We start from the raw sequence: 15,746 nt of genomic DNA, 5'->3' as shown, positions 1-15,746 counted from the left end.
GGTCTGCGTGAAGGGGAAATCGAGGCCGATCTCACCGGGCCTTGGGCCGCCGGCGCAGCGCTCGGCAAAGTCGGCGAACATATTGGCTATCTGGGTACGGAGCCGCGTCGTCGCGCGCATTTCGCGCGCCGCAAGCTGGCGGCTGATCGCGTCGGAGAATTTTCGGCAAAGCGCTTCGGGAATAGCGCTGTGCCTATGATAGAGATCCCAGAAGTCGCGTTCGTGCAGGACGCGGATCCGGCTCCGCACCATCGCGAACGAGCTGTGATTGTAGGGACGCCGTGAGACCATGGCCGTCTCGGCGTAACAATTGCCCGCGACATAGATGGTGATCAGCGCCTCGCTGCCGTCCTCGTGGAGGCCGGTGAGCCGGACATAGCCTTCGACGACCTGAAAGATGCGCGTGGCGTCGCGGCCCGCCTCGGCGATGACGTCGCCCGGCTCTACCACGCGCTCGACCATCCGGGCCAGCACGGCGTCGCGCACCGGATCGGGCAGGTCGCCGATCCAGTTTTCATGGGTGATGATCCGTTGCATCGATCCTGTTCTTCTTCTCTCCCGCTAGCCGGGTCATAGCACGGGCCAATCTTGGAGCCATGTAACATAGGTGTCATGGCTGCGCGGGTCATCCGGTGCACACAGCCCCCGAATCGCGATCGGCTCAAGCCGGCCGGGCAATGGGAGAGGGCTATATGACACCGACCACACGCAACATCCTGCGCGCATCGAGCGCATTTTTCATCGCCATTGCGGCCCCCGTCATGGCGCAGGAGACGGCCGATGCCGGCGCGGATGAAAATACGGGGATCGAAGACATCATCGTGACGGCCCGGCGGCGCGAGGAGTCGCTGCAGAGCGCGCCCATCACCGTCACGGCTTTTTCCGGCAACCAGCTCGAAGAAAAGGGCATTACCGATTTCAGCCGGCTGGCCCAGGCCACTCCGGGCATCAATTTCGATGCCTTTCCCAAAGCCGCGCCGCGGCCGTTCTTCCGCGGCGTCGGCAGCAGCAACCAAGGTGCGGGCGGCGATCCGTCATCGGTTGCCTTTCTCGACGGCGTCTATCTCGGCCGCGCCGCGATGCTCGGCATCGATTTCTACGACATGGAGCGCGTCGAGGTGCTGAAGGGGCCGCAAGGAACGCTCTGGGGCAAAAATGTGGTCGCGGGCTCGGTCAATTTTGTGACCGCCAAGCCCGTCGACCATGCCGAAGCCAATGCGCAGCTGACCTTCGGCGAATATGGCCAGATGAACGGCAATCTGATGCTCAATGCGCCGGTCACCGATGGGCTTGCGGCGCGCCTGACACTCGGCGCGGTGACCAATGACGGTTTTCGCAAAACATTCGACGGCCGCGCCCTCGACGACGAGAACAAGCTGAGCGCCCGGCTCCATGTTCGTGCCGACCTTGGCCCCGATACCTGGCTCCTCCTGACGGGCGATGTCGCCAATCAGGATCTGTCGGACAGCTCGCGTTTCAACGTCCTGCTCAATCCCTTCACGCCGGGAAAGGGCTATGCCGACTATGCCGATCCGCGGCGTGCCAATCCCGACCGGCTCGGCTTCACCAAATCGAAGACGGGCGGTGCGCGCGCCGAGCTCTCGACCGACGCGCTCGGGTTCGCCAACTGGACGACCGTCGCGGCCTGGCGCACGCTCGACTATGATTTTTCGAGCGATCTCGACGGAACGAACGCCGCGACCAATGCCGCGATCGGCCTTCCGGTGAGCGGTCTCCAGACTCTCGCCAAGGAGCAGGCGGACAGTTATTCGCTCGAAAGCCGTCTGTCATCGCTGGGCGATGGTCCCTTCACCTGGGTCGCGGGTCTCTTCTACAATCGCGACCAGATATACCGCGAGCGCGAGACGCAGCAGTCGGCGACGCCGACGACGATCAACCGCTTTTTCGGTCATTCGACAAACGACAGCTACGCCGTGTTCGGCGAGGCACAGTATAAGTTTGATTTCGGCCTGCGCTTCTTCGCCGGCGGCCGCTACACGAAGGAGCACAAGGAATATCGTGCGAAGCGCCTCCAGGGCGCGCTGGCGGCTCCGGCGACGAGCTACGACACCGAGACGACGCCGGGTGTTTTCGACAAGGGGGTCTTCACCTACCGCGTCGGCGCCGACTATCGCCTCAGCGACAATGTCTTCGCCTTCGCCACCGTGTCGACCGGCTTCAAATCGGGGGCGTTCCAGGAACAGCCCGGCTCGGCCACGCTTGCCCGTACGCCGACCGATCCCGAACGCCTCACCAACTATGAGATCGGCGTGAAGACCGATTGGTTCGACCGCTCGCTGCGCGCCAACGTGTCGGCCTTCTGGATGGATTATCGCGATTTTCAGACGATCAAGGTCGTGCCCGACCTCACGCAGGGCCCGACGGGCACGCGCGTGACGGTCGACTCCGCCGATGCGACGATCAAGGGCGTCGAGAGCGAGTTCATTCTGGCGCCGGTTTCCTGGTTCGATGCAACGGTGCGCTACACTTATCTCCACCCCTATTTTTCGCGCTTCATCCAGACCGCGGGCTTCGACGCGAGCGGCAATCCGACCTTTGTCGACGGTGCGGGCAACCGGATGAGCCGGACGCCGAAGCATGCGGTGAACGCGGCGGTCGGCCTGCAGAGCTCGCGCGACGCGTCATGGGGCTGGCTGCGCGCCGAGGTCGTGATGGACTATCAGAGCGACGCGTTCGAGAATAATATCAACGACTTCAAGGAGTATCGCAAGCCGAGGACGCTTTGGGACGCCAGCATCACCTATAATTTCGACGACCGCTATTCGGTCCAGCTCTGGGGCCATAATCTGACCGACAAGGTCTATCGGATCTGGCAGACCAACGGTGGGTTCTACCAATATGTCCAATATGGCGCGCCGCGTCAGCTCGGCGTGACCCTGCGGGCGAAATTCCAGTGAGCGGGAACGAAAATCCCGTGACTTGCAAGGTGCTCGTGCCGTCGGGCGTGCTCGGTGCCGGCTGCCTGGCCGGTGCATTCGATCGCGGCGTCGCGCTCGGTCCCGATTGCCTCGCCGTCGACGGCGGATCGACCGACAGCGGGCCGCATTATCTGGGGACCGCGACGTCGAAGATGACGCGCGCCGCGACGAAGCACGACCTCCGGCAGCTTATGCTGGCACGCGACAGGTTGGGCGTGCCGCTTCTCGTCGGGTCGTGCGGCACGTCGGGGACCGACGCCGGGGTGGACTGGATGGCCGGCATCGCGCGCGAGATCGCGCGCGAAGAGGGACTGACCGCGCGGCTGGCGCTCGTTTACTCCGAGATCGAGCCTGCCGCGCTGCGTCCTTATCTGGAGGCCGGGAAGATCGCGCCGCTTGACCCCGCTTTGCCGCTGACGGCTGAGCGCATCGCCGAATGCGACCATATCGTGGGGCTGCTCGGCTACGAGCCGCTTGCCGACGCAATCGGGAAAGGCGCGGATATCGTGCTCTCGGGGCGAACGACCGACACCGCGGTCCTGTCGGCCGTGCCGCTCATGCGGGGGCTGCCGGCCGGAGCGTCCTGGCATGCCGCCAAGACCGCCGAGTGCGGCGGCCTTTGCACGGTCGAGACGCGGAGGGGCGGTGTGTTCTTCACCGTCGACGCGCAAGGGTTCGAGATCGAGCCTCTCGATGCGGACAATAGTTGCACACCCTATACGGTTTCTGCCCATCTGCTGTACGAGAACAGCGACCCCTTCCGGCTGAAGGAGCCCGGCGTCGTTCTCGACGCTTCCGACGCGCATTACGAAGCGCTCGACAGTCGCCGCGTCCGCGTAACCAACTCGCGGGCCGAGACGATGCCATACACGATCAAACTCGAGGGGGCGGGAGGCACGGGCTATCGGACGATGGTGTTCAGCGCGATCGCCGATCCCAAGCTCCTCGCACGGTTCGATGAATGGCGCGCCAATCTCGAGGCTTATCTGCGTCACGGGATCGCGAACGTCCTGCGCATCGCCGACGGTGACTACGGGATCGAGTTCCGTGCCTATGGCAAGGATGCCCTCAATCCGGTGCCGGCCGAACATGTCCCGCACGAAATCGGGCTGATGACCATCGTCTGGGCCGATACGCAAGACCGCGCGACGGAGATCGCCAAATATTGCAATCCCGTGCTCCTGCATTTCCCGCTCAACCCTGACGATCCATTGCCGAGTTTCGCTTTTCCCTTTTCGCCGGCGGAGGTCGAGCTTGGCCGGCATTATGAATTCAAGCTCAACCACATCGTCCACGTCGATCGCCCCGACGCGCTCGCGCGAACGCATTTTGAGACGATTGGTGAGGGGGTGTTGCATGGCGAAGCTTGGTGATGTCGCGAAATATATCCGCTCGAAGAGTGCGGGCCCCTTCTGGGTCACCATCGACATCTTCTGCGACGACGAGGCGTCTTTCGATCGGATCGCCCGCTCGCCAGCGCTTGCGCCGCGTGCCATCGCATCGCTTTTCGGGGTTTCGGAAAATGCGATCCGGCAGTTTCGCTTGCCCGGGATCCATGTCGTCAAGGTGAGCTTCCCGCGCCCGGCCGTGCAAGGCTCGCCGCAAGATGTAGACTCGCATGCCGGCCAATATTTCGTGCCGCTGCTGTCCGTCGAAATTGAATAGGGGATAGCGCATGTCATCCGCTTTTCTCGGCTTCTCGATGGTCATCCTGTTCATGGTACTCGTCATGTCGCGGCGCATGACGGCGGTGCCGGCGCTGGTCTTTGTACCGCTCCTGTTTTCGTTCCTTGCCGGAACGGGCGCGGAGACGGGTGCGATGATGATGGACGGCGTGACCAAGGTGGCAACGACGGCCGTCATGCTGATCTTCGCGATCCTCTATTTCGGAATCATGATCGACGCCGGTTTGTTCCAGCCGCTCGTCAACCGGATCATCGCATGGGTCGGCAACGATCCGGCGCGTGCCACCGTCGGACACGCAACGCTCGCGAGTGCGGTCGGTCTCGATGGCGATGGCACGACGACCGCGCTCGTCGGCGTATCGTCGATGCTGCCGGTGTATCGCCGGCTAGGTATCGACGTGATGATTTTCGCGGTCATCGGCAGCCTCTCCTTCATCATCATGAACATGAGCCCATGGGGCGGCCCCGCCGCGCGCGTCGCGGCTTCGCTGCATGTCGATCCGTCGTCGCTCTTCATCCCGATGCTGCCGGTTGCAGCGACCGGGCTCACATCGGTGTTCCTGCTGGCGTGGTGGATGGGGCGACGCGAGCGTGCGCGGCTGGGCGCTGCCGCGACGTCGCCGGACGCGCCGGCCGGAACCCTCGACGCCGACCGCATTGCCGAAATTTTCCAGGCAGACCCTGCAGCGCTCCGGCCCGGGCTGATCTGGTTCAACCTCGCGCTGACGTTGACACTGATGGCACTCGTCATCATCCGCTTTGCGCCGCTCCCGATCCTGTTCATGGGCGGGCTCTCGGCCGCGCTGGTGGTCAATTACCCCAAGCTGGCCGATCAGCGTACGCGCCTCACGGCACATGCCGGCAATGCCCTCAGTGTCGGTGTCATGGTGCTGGCAGCGGGTGCCTTCACCGGCGTGATGTCGGGTACCGGCATGATCGATGCGATGGCAAAGGCCATCCTCGACATATTGCCGCCTGCAATCGGGCCCTATCTGGGCGTCATCACGGCGCTTCTGTCGATTCCGATGAACTTCTTCCTGTCGAGCGACGCCTTCTATTTCGGGGTCGTGCCGGTGCTTGCCGAAACCGCGAGCCACTATGGTATTTCTGCTGAAGAGATCGGCAGGGCGTCGCTGCTCGGCCAGCCGATGCACTCGCTCAGCCCCCTGGTGGCTGCCGTCTATCTCAAATGCGCCTTGCTCGGGATCGAACTGGGTGACCTTCAGCGCTACGCTTGGAAATACTGCCTGGCTCTATGCTTCGTGCTGATCGCGGCCGCGCTCTTGTTCGGGGTCGTTCCGCTTGCAAGGTAAGATATTGATCATTGCAAGTGTTCGCTTCGTTTGTCCGGTATCGGAAAGCTGACTGACCGCAACCGGTGCTGAGGCGGATGGAGCGCGACGTTTTTCGGACGCTTGGAAAACGGCCGATAGCCTGCGTTGCTAAGAGTTTTCGGTCCGGACGTTCAGATCGACGTGCACGCGGATCGAATCGTGGCGCCAATATTCCTGGTCATATTCGACCACGCGCCCGTCGGGATCGAAGCTGGTGCGAACGACGAGTAGGCCCGGCGTTCCCGACTTGGCGCCAAGCGCGTCTGCCGCTTCACGGGTCAGCGCACAGGGGCGCATGTCGACGCGGTTGCGCGATACCCGCAGGCCATATTGCGTCATCAATATCTGCGAGAGCGATCCGTCGAGCGAATGCGAAAACAGCCCCGGCGCCAGCGCGGGATCGACGGTGATCTGTTCCATGAGCACCGGGCGGCCGTCGATCGAGCGCAGGCGGGTGACCAGATGGAGCGGGGTTCCCGGCGCGACGCGGAAAATGTCAGCGACGGCCGAACTCGCGGGCACCGTCTCCGTTGCGATCGTCGCGGTGGCAGGCGTGCGTCCCTGTTCGGCGACATAGGTCATGAATCCCGCCCAGCGGGTCGGGTCATAGGTGACGGCCGGCGGCGAGACATACCAGCCGCTGCGGTCGCGGCGATAGATCAGACCCTCGGCCTCGAGCTGGAACAGCGCTTCGCGGATCGTGCCGCGCGCGGCGCCCGACCCGGTCTGCAACGTCCGCTCGGACGGCAATTTTGCGCCGGGCGGCAGCTTGCCCATCTCGATGCTGAGCGCGATCTGGTTGCGAAGGGCAAGATATTGCGGTCCGTCCGTCGGGCCTGTCTCGCTGGTCCAGGTAATGATGTCGGTCGTCTTTCGCATTGAACGCCTGGCTACAGGATGGGACGAGGCCGGAGCAGCTCGCCGGTGTGTCATGGCAGGGGCGCCTTGAAGGGGTCAAGAAGCGAACAAGGGCGCGGGACAGCTCTGCTATCCCGCGCCCGCAACATTTCGCAACCCGATCCTAGAAAATATAGCTGCCGCGGAGCAGGAAGGTGCGGCCCGCTTCCATATAATCCTTCATGTAGGTGGGATTGTCGCCCTTGGTCGTGTAATATTTATAGTCGTTAAGCAGGTTCGAAACATCGAAGTCCACGGCGAAGCGACTGGTGAAATTATACCGTGTGTGCAGGTCGAGGCTGCGGTTCGGCCGTACCCATTTGTCGACCGCATTGTCGCGCAGCGATTCGATGAACTTGCCGCGGTAATTATAGGACAGCTTCGCCTCGATCCCGTATTTCTGGTAGGTGAGCGATGCGTTGTAGAGCAGGTGCGGCGTATTGATGAACCGGATCTCGGCGCCGTTCCGATACGGCTGGCCGGTCGACGCAGCGCTGTGCTGCACCGTCACATTGCCCTCGAACCCGAAGCCGTCGAAGGGCGCTGCGAGCCCTTCGAAGCTTTTGATCAGATTGAGCTCCAGCCCATAGATTTCGGCGGTCTCGCCATTCTGCGGCTGGGTGATCTCGATCCGCCCGCTTTGGGTAGGAGCGTCGACCTGGCTGCCGTTGGTGAAGATGAAATTCTTGATATGCTTATAGAAGAGACCGGCGGAGATCATGCTGCTGCGGTCGATATAATATTCGGCCGAGAGGTCAGCATTGATCGACCGCGCCGCCTTGAGGTCGGGGTTGCCCTGGCTGATCGCGATGATCTCGCCGGTGCCCGGTTCGCGGGTGACCGAGCGGCCGGCCGAGATATAGCCATATTCAGGGGGTGAATAGCCGGTCCAGATCGCGGCGCGATAGACCTGCCGGTCGTCGGGCCGGTAGATGGCCGTGACGCTCGGCAGGAAGACGCTGTAGCCGCGGTCGGTCGTCCCGAAACCGCTTTCATCGCCATCGTCGATCCAGAATTCATTATGCGTCTCGCGGCGTTCGAAGCGTCCGCCGGCGATCGCCTGCAGCGGCCCGGCCGTGAAATGCGCGAGGGCATAGGCGGCATAGACCTTTTCGGTGCTGCGCTTGTCGTCCTCCAGCAGGTCGGTCTCGGATGGAGCTCCGTCGCCGCCGTCGCCCGCCATGGCGGCCTTGATCGCCGCGGCAACGGCATCGCGATCGAACACATCGCCATAATAATATTCGCCGCGCAGGATGCTGGTCACTTCCTTGTCGACGAGGCCCGATTCCGCCAAGCTCTGATCGGCATTGAGCAGGTCGCCTTCCCAGATCGGCGTATAGTCATAGCTGCGGCGCGACCGCGTGAATTTCGCGCCGAATTTCACATAGTCGAGCACGCCTTCGAAGTCGTAGCGCGCGTCGATGCGTGCCGCGATCCGCTTGTCAGTCTGCTTGTCGCGGCTGAGTTCGGCGCCGTCGAAGACGAGCAGGCTCGAATCGCGCTCGACCGACTGGGCGTAGGCGGGCAGGCTGGCGTGCGGAAAGCGCGGGTCGTTCGATACCCAGTCGATGCCAGTCTGCGGCGTGACGCAGACCGGGTCCTCGCCGCATGCATAGGCGACCTCGAAACTGTTCGGCGACGACCGCTCGCCGCCGCTGTAGCTCACGTCATAGTCGAGCTTCAATCGGCCGAACTGGCTCGTGCCGCCGAAGTTGATCGTGCCGAGCGTCTGGTTGCGGTCGATCGTCTCGAAGTTGCGCGCGAATTCGAAATTGCGCGGATCCCAGACGCCCGAGCGTCCATTCAAGGACCAGAGACCCTCGTCGGCGCGGTCGGCGTCGGTGATCACGCCGTCGCCGTCGGTATCGACGATCTGGCCGATGCTATAGCCATAGATGTTGCCGCGGTCGTCGCGGCCGGTGATCATGTCCTCGGGCTGCGCCAGCGCCGTATCATCCTCGTCGACCTGCGTCAGGCGCGGGGTGTCGATATTATTATAGTCGGTGAGGTCGTTGGTGCCGCGCAGCTTTTGCCGCGAGAATTGCCCGCGCAGATAAAGCTGGGTCGTGTCGCCGCGAAAGTCGAGCGAGAAATTGCCGCCGTAGCGCGTCTGCTTGAGCCGGCGATAGTCGAGGTCGATGCCCGGCAGGTGCATGTTCCGTTCGTCGATCGGTTCCTCGGAATCCTTGCGCCACTTGTAGGGTTCCCATTCGCCGTCATTTTCGGTTTCCTGACCGTTGCCGTGCGAAACGCCGTAGTTGGCCGAGACGAAAATCCCGAAGCGATCGTCGGCGAAGCGAGTGCCGAAATCGACCTGACCCTGGTAGGTCGCTGACGGTTCGTCGGCCTTGCGCGCCTGTTCGTTGAACCCGCCGCTCGCGTAAAGCCGCACGATCGTGCCGTCCTTGAAATCGAACGCGGTCGGGGTGCGGAAATCGATCGTGCCGCCGATCGCGTCGCCGTCCTGGTCGGGGGTCAGCGTCTTGGTTACGCGGATCGCGGCCAGGCCGTTCGGGGGCAGCACGTTCAGCGACACGTCGCGGCTGCCCGGATCGGTCTGCGCGACCCGGATGCCGTTGATGCTGACGGCATTATAGGTGCCTGACAGGCCGCGGATTGCGACATATTCGCCTTCGCCCGTGTCCTGGTTGACGATGACCGACACGCCGGGAACGCGGCCGAGCGCGTCGGCGACATTGGCATCGGGAAGCTTGCCGAGGTCGTCGGCGGAAATCACTTCGACGACATTATCGGCCTTGCGCTTTTCCTCGATCGCGACCGTCGTGCTGAGGCGCTGGCCATAGACATAGATGGTGTCCGATCCGGCGCCGTCCGCGGCGTCGACCGGTGCCGTTGCCGGAGCAGCGGCGTCGGCGGCGCGAGCGGCGCCCGGAATGACGACAAGCGCCAAGGACGCGACCGACAATTTGAGGAGCGCCCGTCGCTCCGCCCGATGGTGAATGGCCATAGGAAAATCCCCAATATCCGAAATGACGTTTCCCGGCCGGGACCGGCCGGGGGTTGCAGGCAAAGCCCGTCCATTCCCCGCGACAATTGCCGTCGGGGTTGGCGTGAGCGGCAATGCTTTCGATCGTCGATATGCTCCGACTCGGGCTTCGCCTGTAATTTGGTATAAACCAGTTTGTGGTGACAGACGCGTTACAGCCCCGGTATCGCAAACAATTTTCGCCGGAAAATGAATATAAATATATGTTTAGAAACGATTATTATCCAGAAATCAGCTGCGCTTCGAGCAGGCTGCGATAAGTTTCGAGCGGCGGCACATCCCAGTCCTGACGCTTGCCCATATCGTCATAACGGCGCAGGCGGACCGCTTCGGAAGAATAGGGGCGGGCGGTGAACTCGGCCGCCTCGGCGGGTGAATAGACGCCGCCCTGAAGCGCGAGGCTGATCGTGGATGCGCGGCTGAGATCTTCGAGATAGCCCGGCTCTACCGCGCAGAGATAGCGTTTGGCATCGACGTGGAGACGCACCGGCTCGACCACTTCAGCGGGGAAATATCGGGCGAGGAATTCTGCGCCGCTGATCTCGTGACGCGCATCTATCCCTCGTTTTTCAGCGGCATTTCCGGCGTCGTTCATGAACTGGCCGATATCGTGCAGCAGCGCTGCGGCGATCAGGCTGTCGGGTGCATCATCTTCGCGCGCGCAATACGCCGCCTGCAGGACATGTTCGAGCTGCGTTACGTCCTCGCCATAATGGACCGCGCCGAATTCAAGGAACATTGCAAAAATATCGTCGATTACCGTCCGGGTCATTGGATCTCCTGTCACATCCATGTGGGAAGAGCTTGTCGTCAATCTGTAGTCTTTTTGGACTATACCAGTTTTATGACGCCAGCGCGACATAAGGGTCGCGCGGGAAATCGAGGGCTTGGACAATGAGCGATGCGAGCAGACGGAATTTTCTGAAGGGTGCTGTCGCCGCCGGCGCGACGATGGCGATGCTGCCGGGGCTGATCGAACGCGCGATGGCGATTCCCGCGCATCATGCGACGGGCACAATAAAGGACGTCGAGCATATCGTTGTCTTCATGCAGGAGAACCGCTCGTTCGATCATTATTTCGGTATGCTGAGCGGCGTACGCGGTTTTGGCGATCCTCGTCCGGCGCGCATCCCGGGCGGGCGTTCCATCTGGGCGCAGCCGAGTGATGAACATCCCGACGGCCATGTCCTGCCCTATCATGGCGATTCGAAGGCGAGCCAGTCGCTCACCGTCGACGGCTCGGCGCAGGGGCACCAGGCGAACCTCACCATTTTCAACGGCGGGCGATGCGACCGGTGGGGCGCGACGCGCGAACTCCACAAACGCATGCTGCACTATGGCCCGTCGGATCTGCCCTTCTATTATGCGCTCGCCAACGCTTTTACCATTTGCGACGCCTATCATTGCTCGACGCTGACGCAGACCTACCCCAACCGCCTGCATCTGTTCAGCGGCTGCAATGGCGGTGGAACGGTCGGTGGCGATCCCGAAATGACCAACTATGGCGAGGACGAGACGCCAAGCGCCGACATGGCGACGGACAAGCCGCTTCGCCCCGGTGCCTTCGGCTGGACTACCTATGCCGAGCGGCTCCAGGAGGCGGGGGTCAGCTGGAAGGTCTATCAGGAATATGACAATTACGGCGACAATCTGCTGTCGATCTTCCCCGCCTTCCGGCCGTGCGATCGCGATTCGGATCTTTATCGCCGCGGCCGCGCGTGGGTCAGCGAGCATAAAACGGGCGCCGACCGGACGCGGTCCGACGGCGAGCAGCTCGTCGAGGCGTTTCGCGCCGACCTGGCGGGCGGGACGCTTCCGCAAATCTCGTGGATTGTCACCGCCGAGGACCTGTCCGAACATCCCGAGGCCGAACCGTCGCGCGGCGAGCATGTTGCCGCGAAGCTGATCGAAGCGCTCGTCGACCACCCGGAGATGTTCGCGCGTACCGTGTTCATCATCAACTACGACGAGAGTGGCGGCTTTTACGACCATATGCCGTCGCCCGTCCCGCCGCTGTCGGCGGAGCAGGGCGCGAGCACGATCGCGGTCGACGGCGAAGCGAAACATTATGGCGCGGAGAAGGTCGCGAACCCGGGGCGGCATCCGATCGGCCTCGGCGTGCGGGTGCCCGCGATCATCGTGTCGCCGTGGAGCCGCGGCGGCTTCGTCTGCTCCGAACTTTTCGATCACACCTCGGTCCTCCAGTTCATGGAGCGGCGGTTCGGGGTGCAGGAGCCCAATATCAGCGCGTGGCGCCGGTCGGTGTGCGGCGACCTGACCTCGGCGCTCGACTTCGCCAATCCCAACCGCGACTGGTCGACGCTCGAATTGCCGGGGACCGACAATTTCCTCGACCGCATCGCCCGGTCGAAGGCCGGTTCGGCTAATGCGATTCCGGCGGCGCAGGCACCGACCAGGCAGATGGCTGGACAGCGCCGCGCACGGCCGCTGCCCTACGATATCGACATCGCGGGCAGTATCACGCCGGCGGGCGGCTTCCGGTTGAAAATGACCAATCGCGGGCGAGCAGGTGCCGCGCTCGCAGTTTACGACAACAGCGACGCGCACGGGCCGTGGCACTTCACTGTCGGTGCGGGTGACCAGCTGGAGAGCGAGCATTGGCACAAGGACGGCGTAGCCGGCGCCAGCTATGACCTTACCGTCAAGGGTCCGGACGGGCTCCATCAGCGTTATGCGGGGGCATTGTCCGGATCGGTGCCGGACATTTCGCTGATCCGCCTGCCCGAAGAAGGCGCGGTGGAATTGCTGTTCGTCAATCGCAGCGCCGGGCCGCTCCTGTTCGATGTTCGTTTCGATGCCGCCTATGCATCGGCGAAAACGGGCGCACGCCGGGTCCAGGTTGCGCCGGGCGCCACCGTCCGCGACCGCTGGAATCTGGCAAACGACGACAATTGGTACGATCTCGCCGTTCGCTGGGCACGCGATCCGGAGTTCCTTCGCCATTTCGCCGGCAAGCTTGAAACCGGCCGCGCCGGCCTGACTGACCCCGCGATCGGAACGATGCGCCTGTGACGGGTACGTCCGCCGAGCGGCCGCTTACCGCGCTGATGCGCCGGTGGCCGGCGCCGCTGTTCGCGACCTTTGCCGGGATTGCGGGCTTCTGCGCCTATTTCTCGATGTATGCCTTTCGCAAGCCGTTCGCCGCCGCGACCTATGTCGATGTCGCCGGTTGGGGCTTTGCAATTGACTACAAGACCGCGCTGCTGATCGCGCAGGTGCTTGGTTACGCGCTGTCGAAGCTGATCGGCATCCGCGTCATCGCCGAAATCGGCCGCACGGGGCGGGCATGGGCGATCGTCGCGTTGATCGGCATTTCCTGGCTCGCGTTGATCCTCTTCGCGCTCGTGCCACCGCCGTTCGCGATCGTCTGCCTGTTTTTCAACGGTTTGCCATTGGGCATGATCTGGGGATTGGTCTTCAGCTATCTCGAAGGACGGCGAACGTCGGAGATGATGGGCGCGCTGCTGTGCGCCAGCTTCATCCTGTCGTCGGGAGCGGTGAAGATGGTCGCGATGATGCTGATGCACGCCGGCATCAGCGAATATTGGATGCCCGCGGCGACCGGCGCGCTCTTCTTCCCCTTGCTGTTGCTGTCGGTCTGGGCGCTCGAAATGCTGCCCCCGCCCGACGCGCGCGACGAAGCCGAGCGGACGGTTCGCGTACCTATGCTCCGCGCCGACCGCGCCGCATTCCTCCGCGATCACGGACTTGCGCTCGTTCTGCTTGTGCTCGGTTATGTCCTTCTGACCGCGCTTCGCGATTTCCGCGATAATTTCGCGGCCGAAATCTGGATCGGGCTTGGCTATCGCAATGTTGCGTCGGTGTTTATCGAAAGCGAAATTCCGGTCGCGGTCGCGGCGCTGGCGGCGCTCGGATCGTTGATGCTGGTCCGCGACAATCTGCGCGCGCTGCTCGCGATGCACGGGATCATCATTATCGGCGCGCTTTTGCTGGGACTGTCGACGCTGGCCTTTCAGGCGCATCTGATCGCGCCGTTAACCTGGATGGTACTGACGGGTGCGGGGCTCTATCTCGCCTATACACCGTTCAACGCTATGCTTTTCGACCGGATGATCGCGGCGATCGGCCGCGCGGGCAACGCCGGTTTCCTGATCTATATCGCCGACGCATCGGGCTATGCCGGCAGCGTCGCGCTGCTCCTTTATCGCAGCCTCGCAGCGCCGACGATGGACTGGTTGTCCTTCTACGTGAACTGCGCTTACGCGACCGCTCTCTTGGTTGGCCTGCTCACACTCGCTTCCGCGGTCTATTTTTCGCGTGGTCGATAAAGCCTATCGACATCGGATTTTCGCATATGCGTCTGTATGAGAGCGGCTGAAAGCAGCCGGATTTTCTACATTGAGGTCTGGCAGCTTGTCGAAAGCAGGGCAGCCATCGGTGAGGCGGGAACCGCGCTCGTCGGCGCGCTCAGTTCCACTCCCGGGCGAGGAATCTTTCCCTGGAACCGCCCAGGACACGAATGGCGCGCTCGACATTTCGTTGCCGTGCCGCATCCGATTTCAGATTGGCCAGATAACGCAGAACTTCCTTCCTGAGGCTGGGAGGGAGGCCTTCCCACCGGGCCTTGGTCAAAGGGTCTTCGTCGAGGCGCGCGGCGAACTCGGGAAGCATGTCATGTTGCGGACCGCTTCGATATTCGCGGTCGAATGCGATCGACACTTCGACCATGTCGCCTACCCCCGTGCCCGAGGCCTTGCGGACGACGCCATCCAGATAGAGATAGAAGCTTCCGTCGCCCGCCGGCATCAGGTTGACCGGCCAGGCGGGATCGGGCTGTCCATTGACCTGTATGAGGACGGGCATGGGCTTTTTCCAGTCCGCCTTGATACGCAGCGCACGCGCGGGGCTCACCATGACATAGGGATTGATCCCCCTGAGTTTGATTTTTGTCCTGAATTTCATTCTTTGCGAGGCTACACATTATGGTCGGAACGGGCGACAAGGATTCTGCCCCATGACGGCCCCCCCAACCCGGAGGTTGCAAAATGAGTTCCCAAAAGACCGGCGGCCCGCATTATTCGCCGTTTACGGCCGGCGGCGGCCTCATCTTCATCTCGGGCCAACTGCCGCTGCGGCCCGGCCGCGATACGTCGCTGGCGGAAGCGCCTTTCCGGGCGCAGGCCGAGCAGGCGCTCCGGAATCTGGAAAATGTGCTGGCCGATGCGGGCTCCGGTCTGGCGCAGGTTATCAAGACGACGGTCTATCTCCGCGATATCGGCGACTGGGACGAACTGGACGCGCTGTATGGCACGTTCTTCGGCGCAACGCGGCCGTCGCGAAGCGTGGTCCCCACGGGGCCGCTGCACTTCGGATTCCGGATCGAGATTGAGGCGATAGCCCTGCCCGGTGGCGAAGCAACGGCCTAGCTGCGGCGCCCGCCTATTTTGCGAACAGTTGGCCGAGGTCCGCAAATGCCTTGAATTCGAGCGCGTTGCCCGACGGATCGTGAAAGAACATCGTCGACTGTTCACCGGCCTGGCCGGGGAAGCGGGTGTGCGGTTCGATCACGAATACAACACCGTGCCCCTGCAGGCGATCGGAGAGTGCGCGCCATTCGGCCGGCGGCAGCACGACGCCGAAATGCGGAACGGGGACCGCGTGGCCATCGACCGGATTATGTCCCGCGACCGCATCGCCCTTTGTACCGACGCAATGCGCGACGATCTGGTGCCCGTAAAGGTTGAAGTCGATCCATTCGCTGGTGCTGCGTCCCTCTGGACAGCCAAGTATGGTGCCATAGAAATGGCGCGCCGCGTCGAGATCGTCGACCGGAAAGGCGAAGTGGAAGGGGGCGAGGTCGGGCATGTCTGCGTTCCCTGGATATCGGCGGCTGACGGAGTCC

At 62.9% G+C, this 15,746-nt stretch carries 13 protein-coding genes; 7 read left to right on the top strand and 6 right to left on the bottom strand.

What is annotated here, in order from left to right:
- Positions 1-537 (bottom strand): cyclic nucleotide-binding domain-containing protein (locus VGD20_RS13200; RefSeq protein WP_331134892.1); only part of this gene is annotated, 537 nt, incomplete at its 3' end.
- Between the two features lie 155 nt (positions 538-692).
- Between VGD20_RS13200 and VGD20_RS13195 the strand changes: the two genes are divergently transcribed.
- Genes VGD20_RS13195 through VGD20_RS13180 form a run of 4 tightly spaced genes read left to right on the top strand, consistent with a single transcriptional unit; the run spans position 693 to position 5,937 of the window.
- A complete protein-coding gene (locus VGD20_RS13195; RefSeq protein WP_331134891.1) occupies positions 693-2,918 on the top strand; it encodes a TonB-dependent receptor in 2,226 nt (741 codons plus the stop codon).
- The gene (locus VGD20_RS13190; protein WP_331134890.1) at positions 2,915-4,312 is read left to right on the top strand and encodes an acyclic terpene utilization AtuA family protein; all 1,398 of its coding nucleotides are present in this window, start codon (positions 2,915-2,917) and stop codon (positions 4,310-4,312) included. The genes VGD20_RS13195 and VGD20_RS13190 overlap by 4 nt, the downstream gene beginning before the upstream one ends.
- Positions 4,296-4,604 (top strand): DUF4387 domain-containing protein, encoded by a 309-nt coding sequence (locus tag VGD20_RS13185; protein WP_331134889.1) that lies wholly within the window; start codon positions 4,296-4,298, stop codon positions 4,602-4,604. The genes VGD20_RS13190 and VGD20_RS13185 overlap by 17 nt, the downstream gene beginning before the upstream one ends.
- A 10-nt stretch (positions 4,605-4,614) precedes the next feature.
- On the top strand, positions 4,615-5,937 hold the full coding sequence (locus tag VGD20_RS13180; protein ID WP_331134888.1) for a citrate:proton symporter: 1,323 nt from the start codon (positions 4,615-4,617) through the stop codon (positions 5,935-5,937).
- A gap of 129 nt (positions 5,938-6,066) precedes the next feature.
- Here the strand turns inward: VGD20_RS13180 and VGD20_RS13175 are convergent, their stop codons facing one another.
- The 3 genes from VGD20_RS13175 to VGD20_RS13165 form a co-directional block, all read right to left on the bottom strand.
- Positions 6,067-6,837: a UTRA domain-containing protein gene (locus VGD20_RS13175; RefSeq protein WP_331134887.1), complete on the bottom strand. Its 771-nt coding sequence runs from the start codon at positions 6,835-6,837 to the stop codon at positions 6,067-6,069.
- Positions 6,838-6,979: 142 nt separating this feature from the next.
- Complete coding sequence (locus tag VGD20_RS13170) at positions 6,980-9,823, bottom strand: TonB-dependent receptor (RefSeq protein ID WP_331134886.1); 2,844 nt, start codon at positions 9,821-9,823, stop codon at positions 6,980-6,982.
- A gap of 259 nt (positions 9,824-10,082) precedes the next feature.
- Complete coding sequence (locus VGD20_RS13165) at positions 10,083-10,601, bottom strand: HD domain-containing protein (protein ID WP_331134885.1); 519 nt, start codon at positions 10,599-10,601, stop codon at positions 10,083-10,085.
- Between the two features lie 155 nt (positions 10,602-10,756).
- Here VGD20_RS13165 and VGD20_RS13160 point away from each other — a divergent pair, with 155 nt between their 5' ends.
- Both VGD20_RS13160 and VGD20_RS13155 read left to right on the top strand, forming a co-directional pair.
- Positions 10,757-12,895, top strand: a complete 2,139-nt coding sequence (locus VGD20_RS13160) for a phosphocholine-specific phospholipase C (protein WP_331134884.1) — start codon at positions 10,757-10,759, stop codon at positions 12,893-12,895.
- Complete coding sequence (locus VGD20_RS13155) at positions 12,892-14,172, top strand: DUF5690 family protein (RefSeq protein WP_331134883.1); 1,281 nt, start codon at positions 12,892-12,894, stop codon at positions 14,170-14,172. Before VGD20_RS13160 ends, VGD20_RS13155 begins: the two co-directional genes overlap by 4 nt.
- A 139-nt stretch (positions 14,173-14,311) precedes the next feature.
- On the opposite strand, the gene VGD20_RS13150 is transcribed toward VGD20_RS13155, so the two are convergent.
- Entirely contained in the window at positions 14,312-14,806 is a 495-nt protein-coding gene (locus tag VGD20_RS13150) for a YdeI/OmpD-associated family protein (protein WP_331134882.1), read from the bottom strand.
- Positions 14,807-14,889: 83 nt separating this feature from the next.
- Between VGD20_RS13150 and VGD20_RS13145 the strand changes: the two genes are divergently transcribed.
- Complete coding sequence (locus VGD20_RS13145) at positions 14,890-15,270, top strand: RidA family protein (RefSeq protein WP_331134881.1); 381 nt, start codon at positions 14,890-14,892, stop codon at positions 15,268-15,270.
- Positions 15,271-15,283: 13 nt separating this feature from the next.
- Here the strand turns inward: VGD20_RS13145 and VGD20_RS13140 are convergent, their stop codons facing one another.
- Positions 15,284-15,709, bottom strand: a complete 426-nt coding sequence (locus VGD20_RS13140; RefSeq protein WP_331134880.1) for a VOC family protein — start codon at positions 15,707-15,709, stop codon at positions 15,284-15,286.
- Positions 15,710-15,746: the final 37 nt, after the last annotated feature.

This window comes from Sphingopyxis sp. (assembly GCF_036402335.1).
Taxonomy (GTDB): Bacteria; Pseudomonadota; Alphaproteobacteria; order Sphingomonadales; family Sphingomonadaceae; genus Sphingopyxis.
This window is presented reverse-complemented; position numbering and strand designations above follow the sequence as displayed.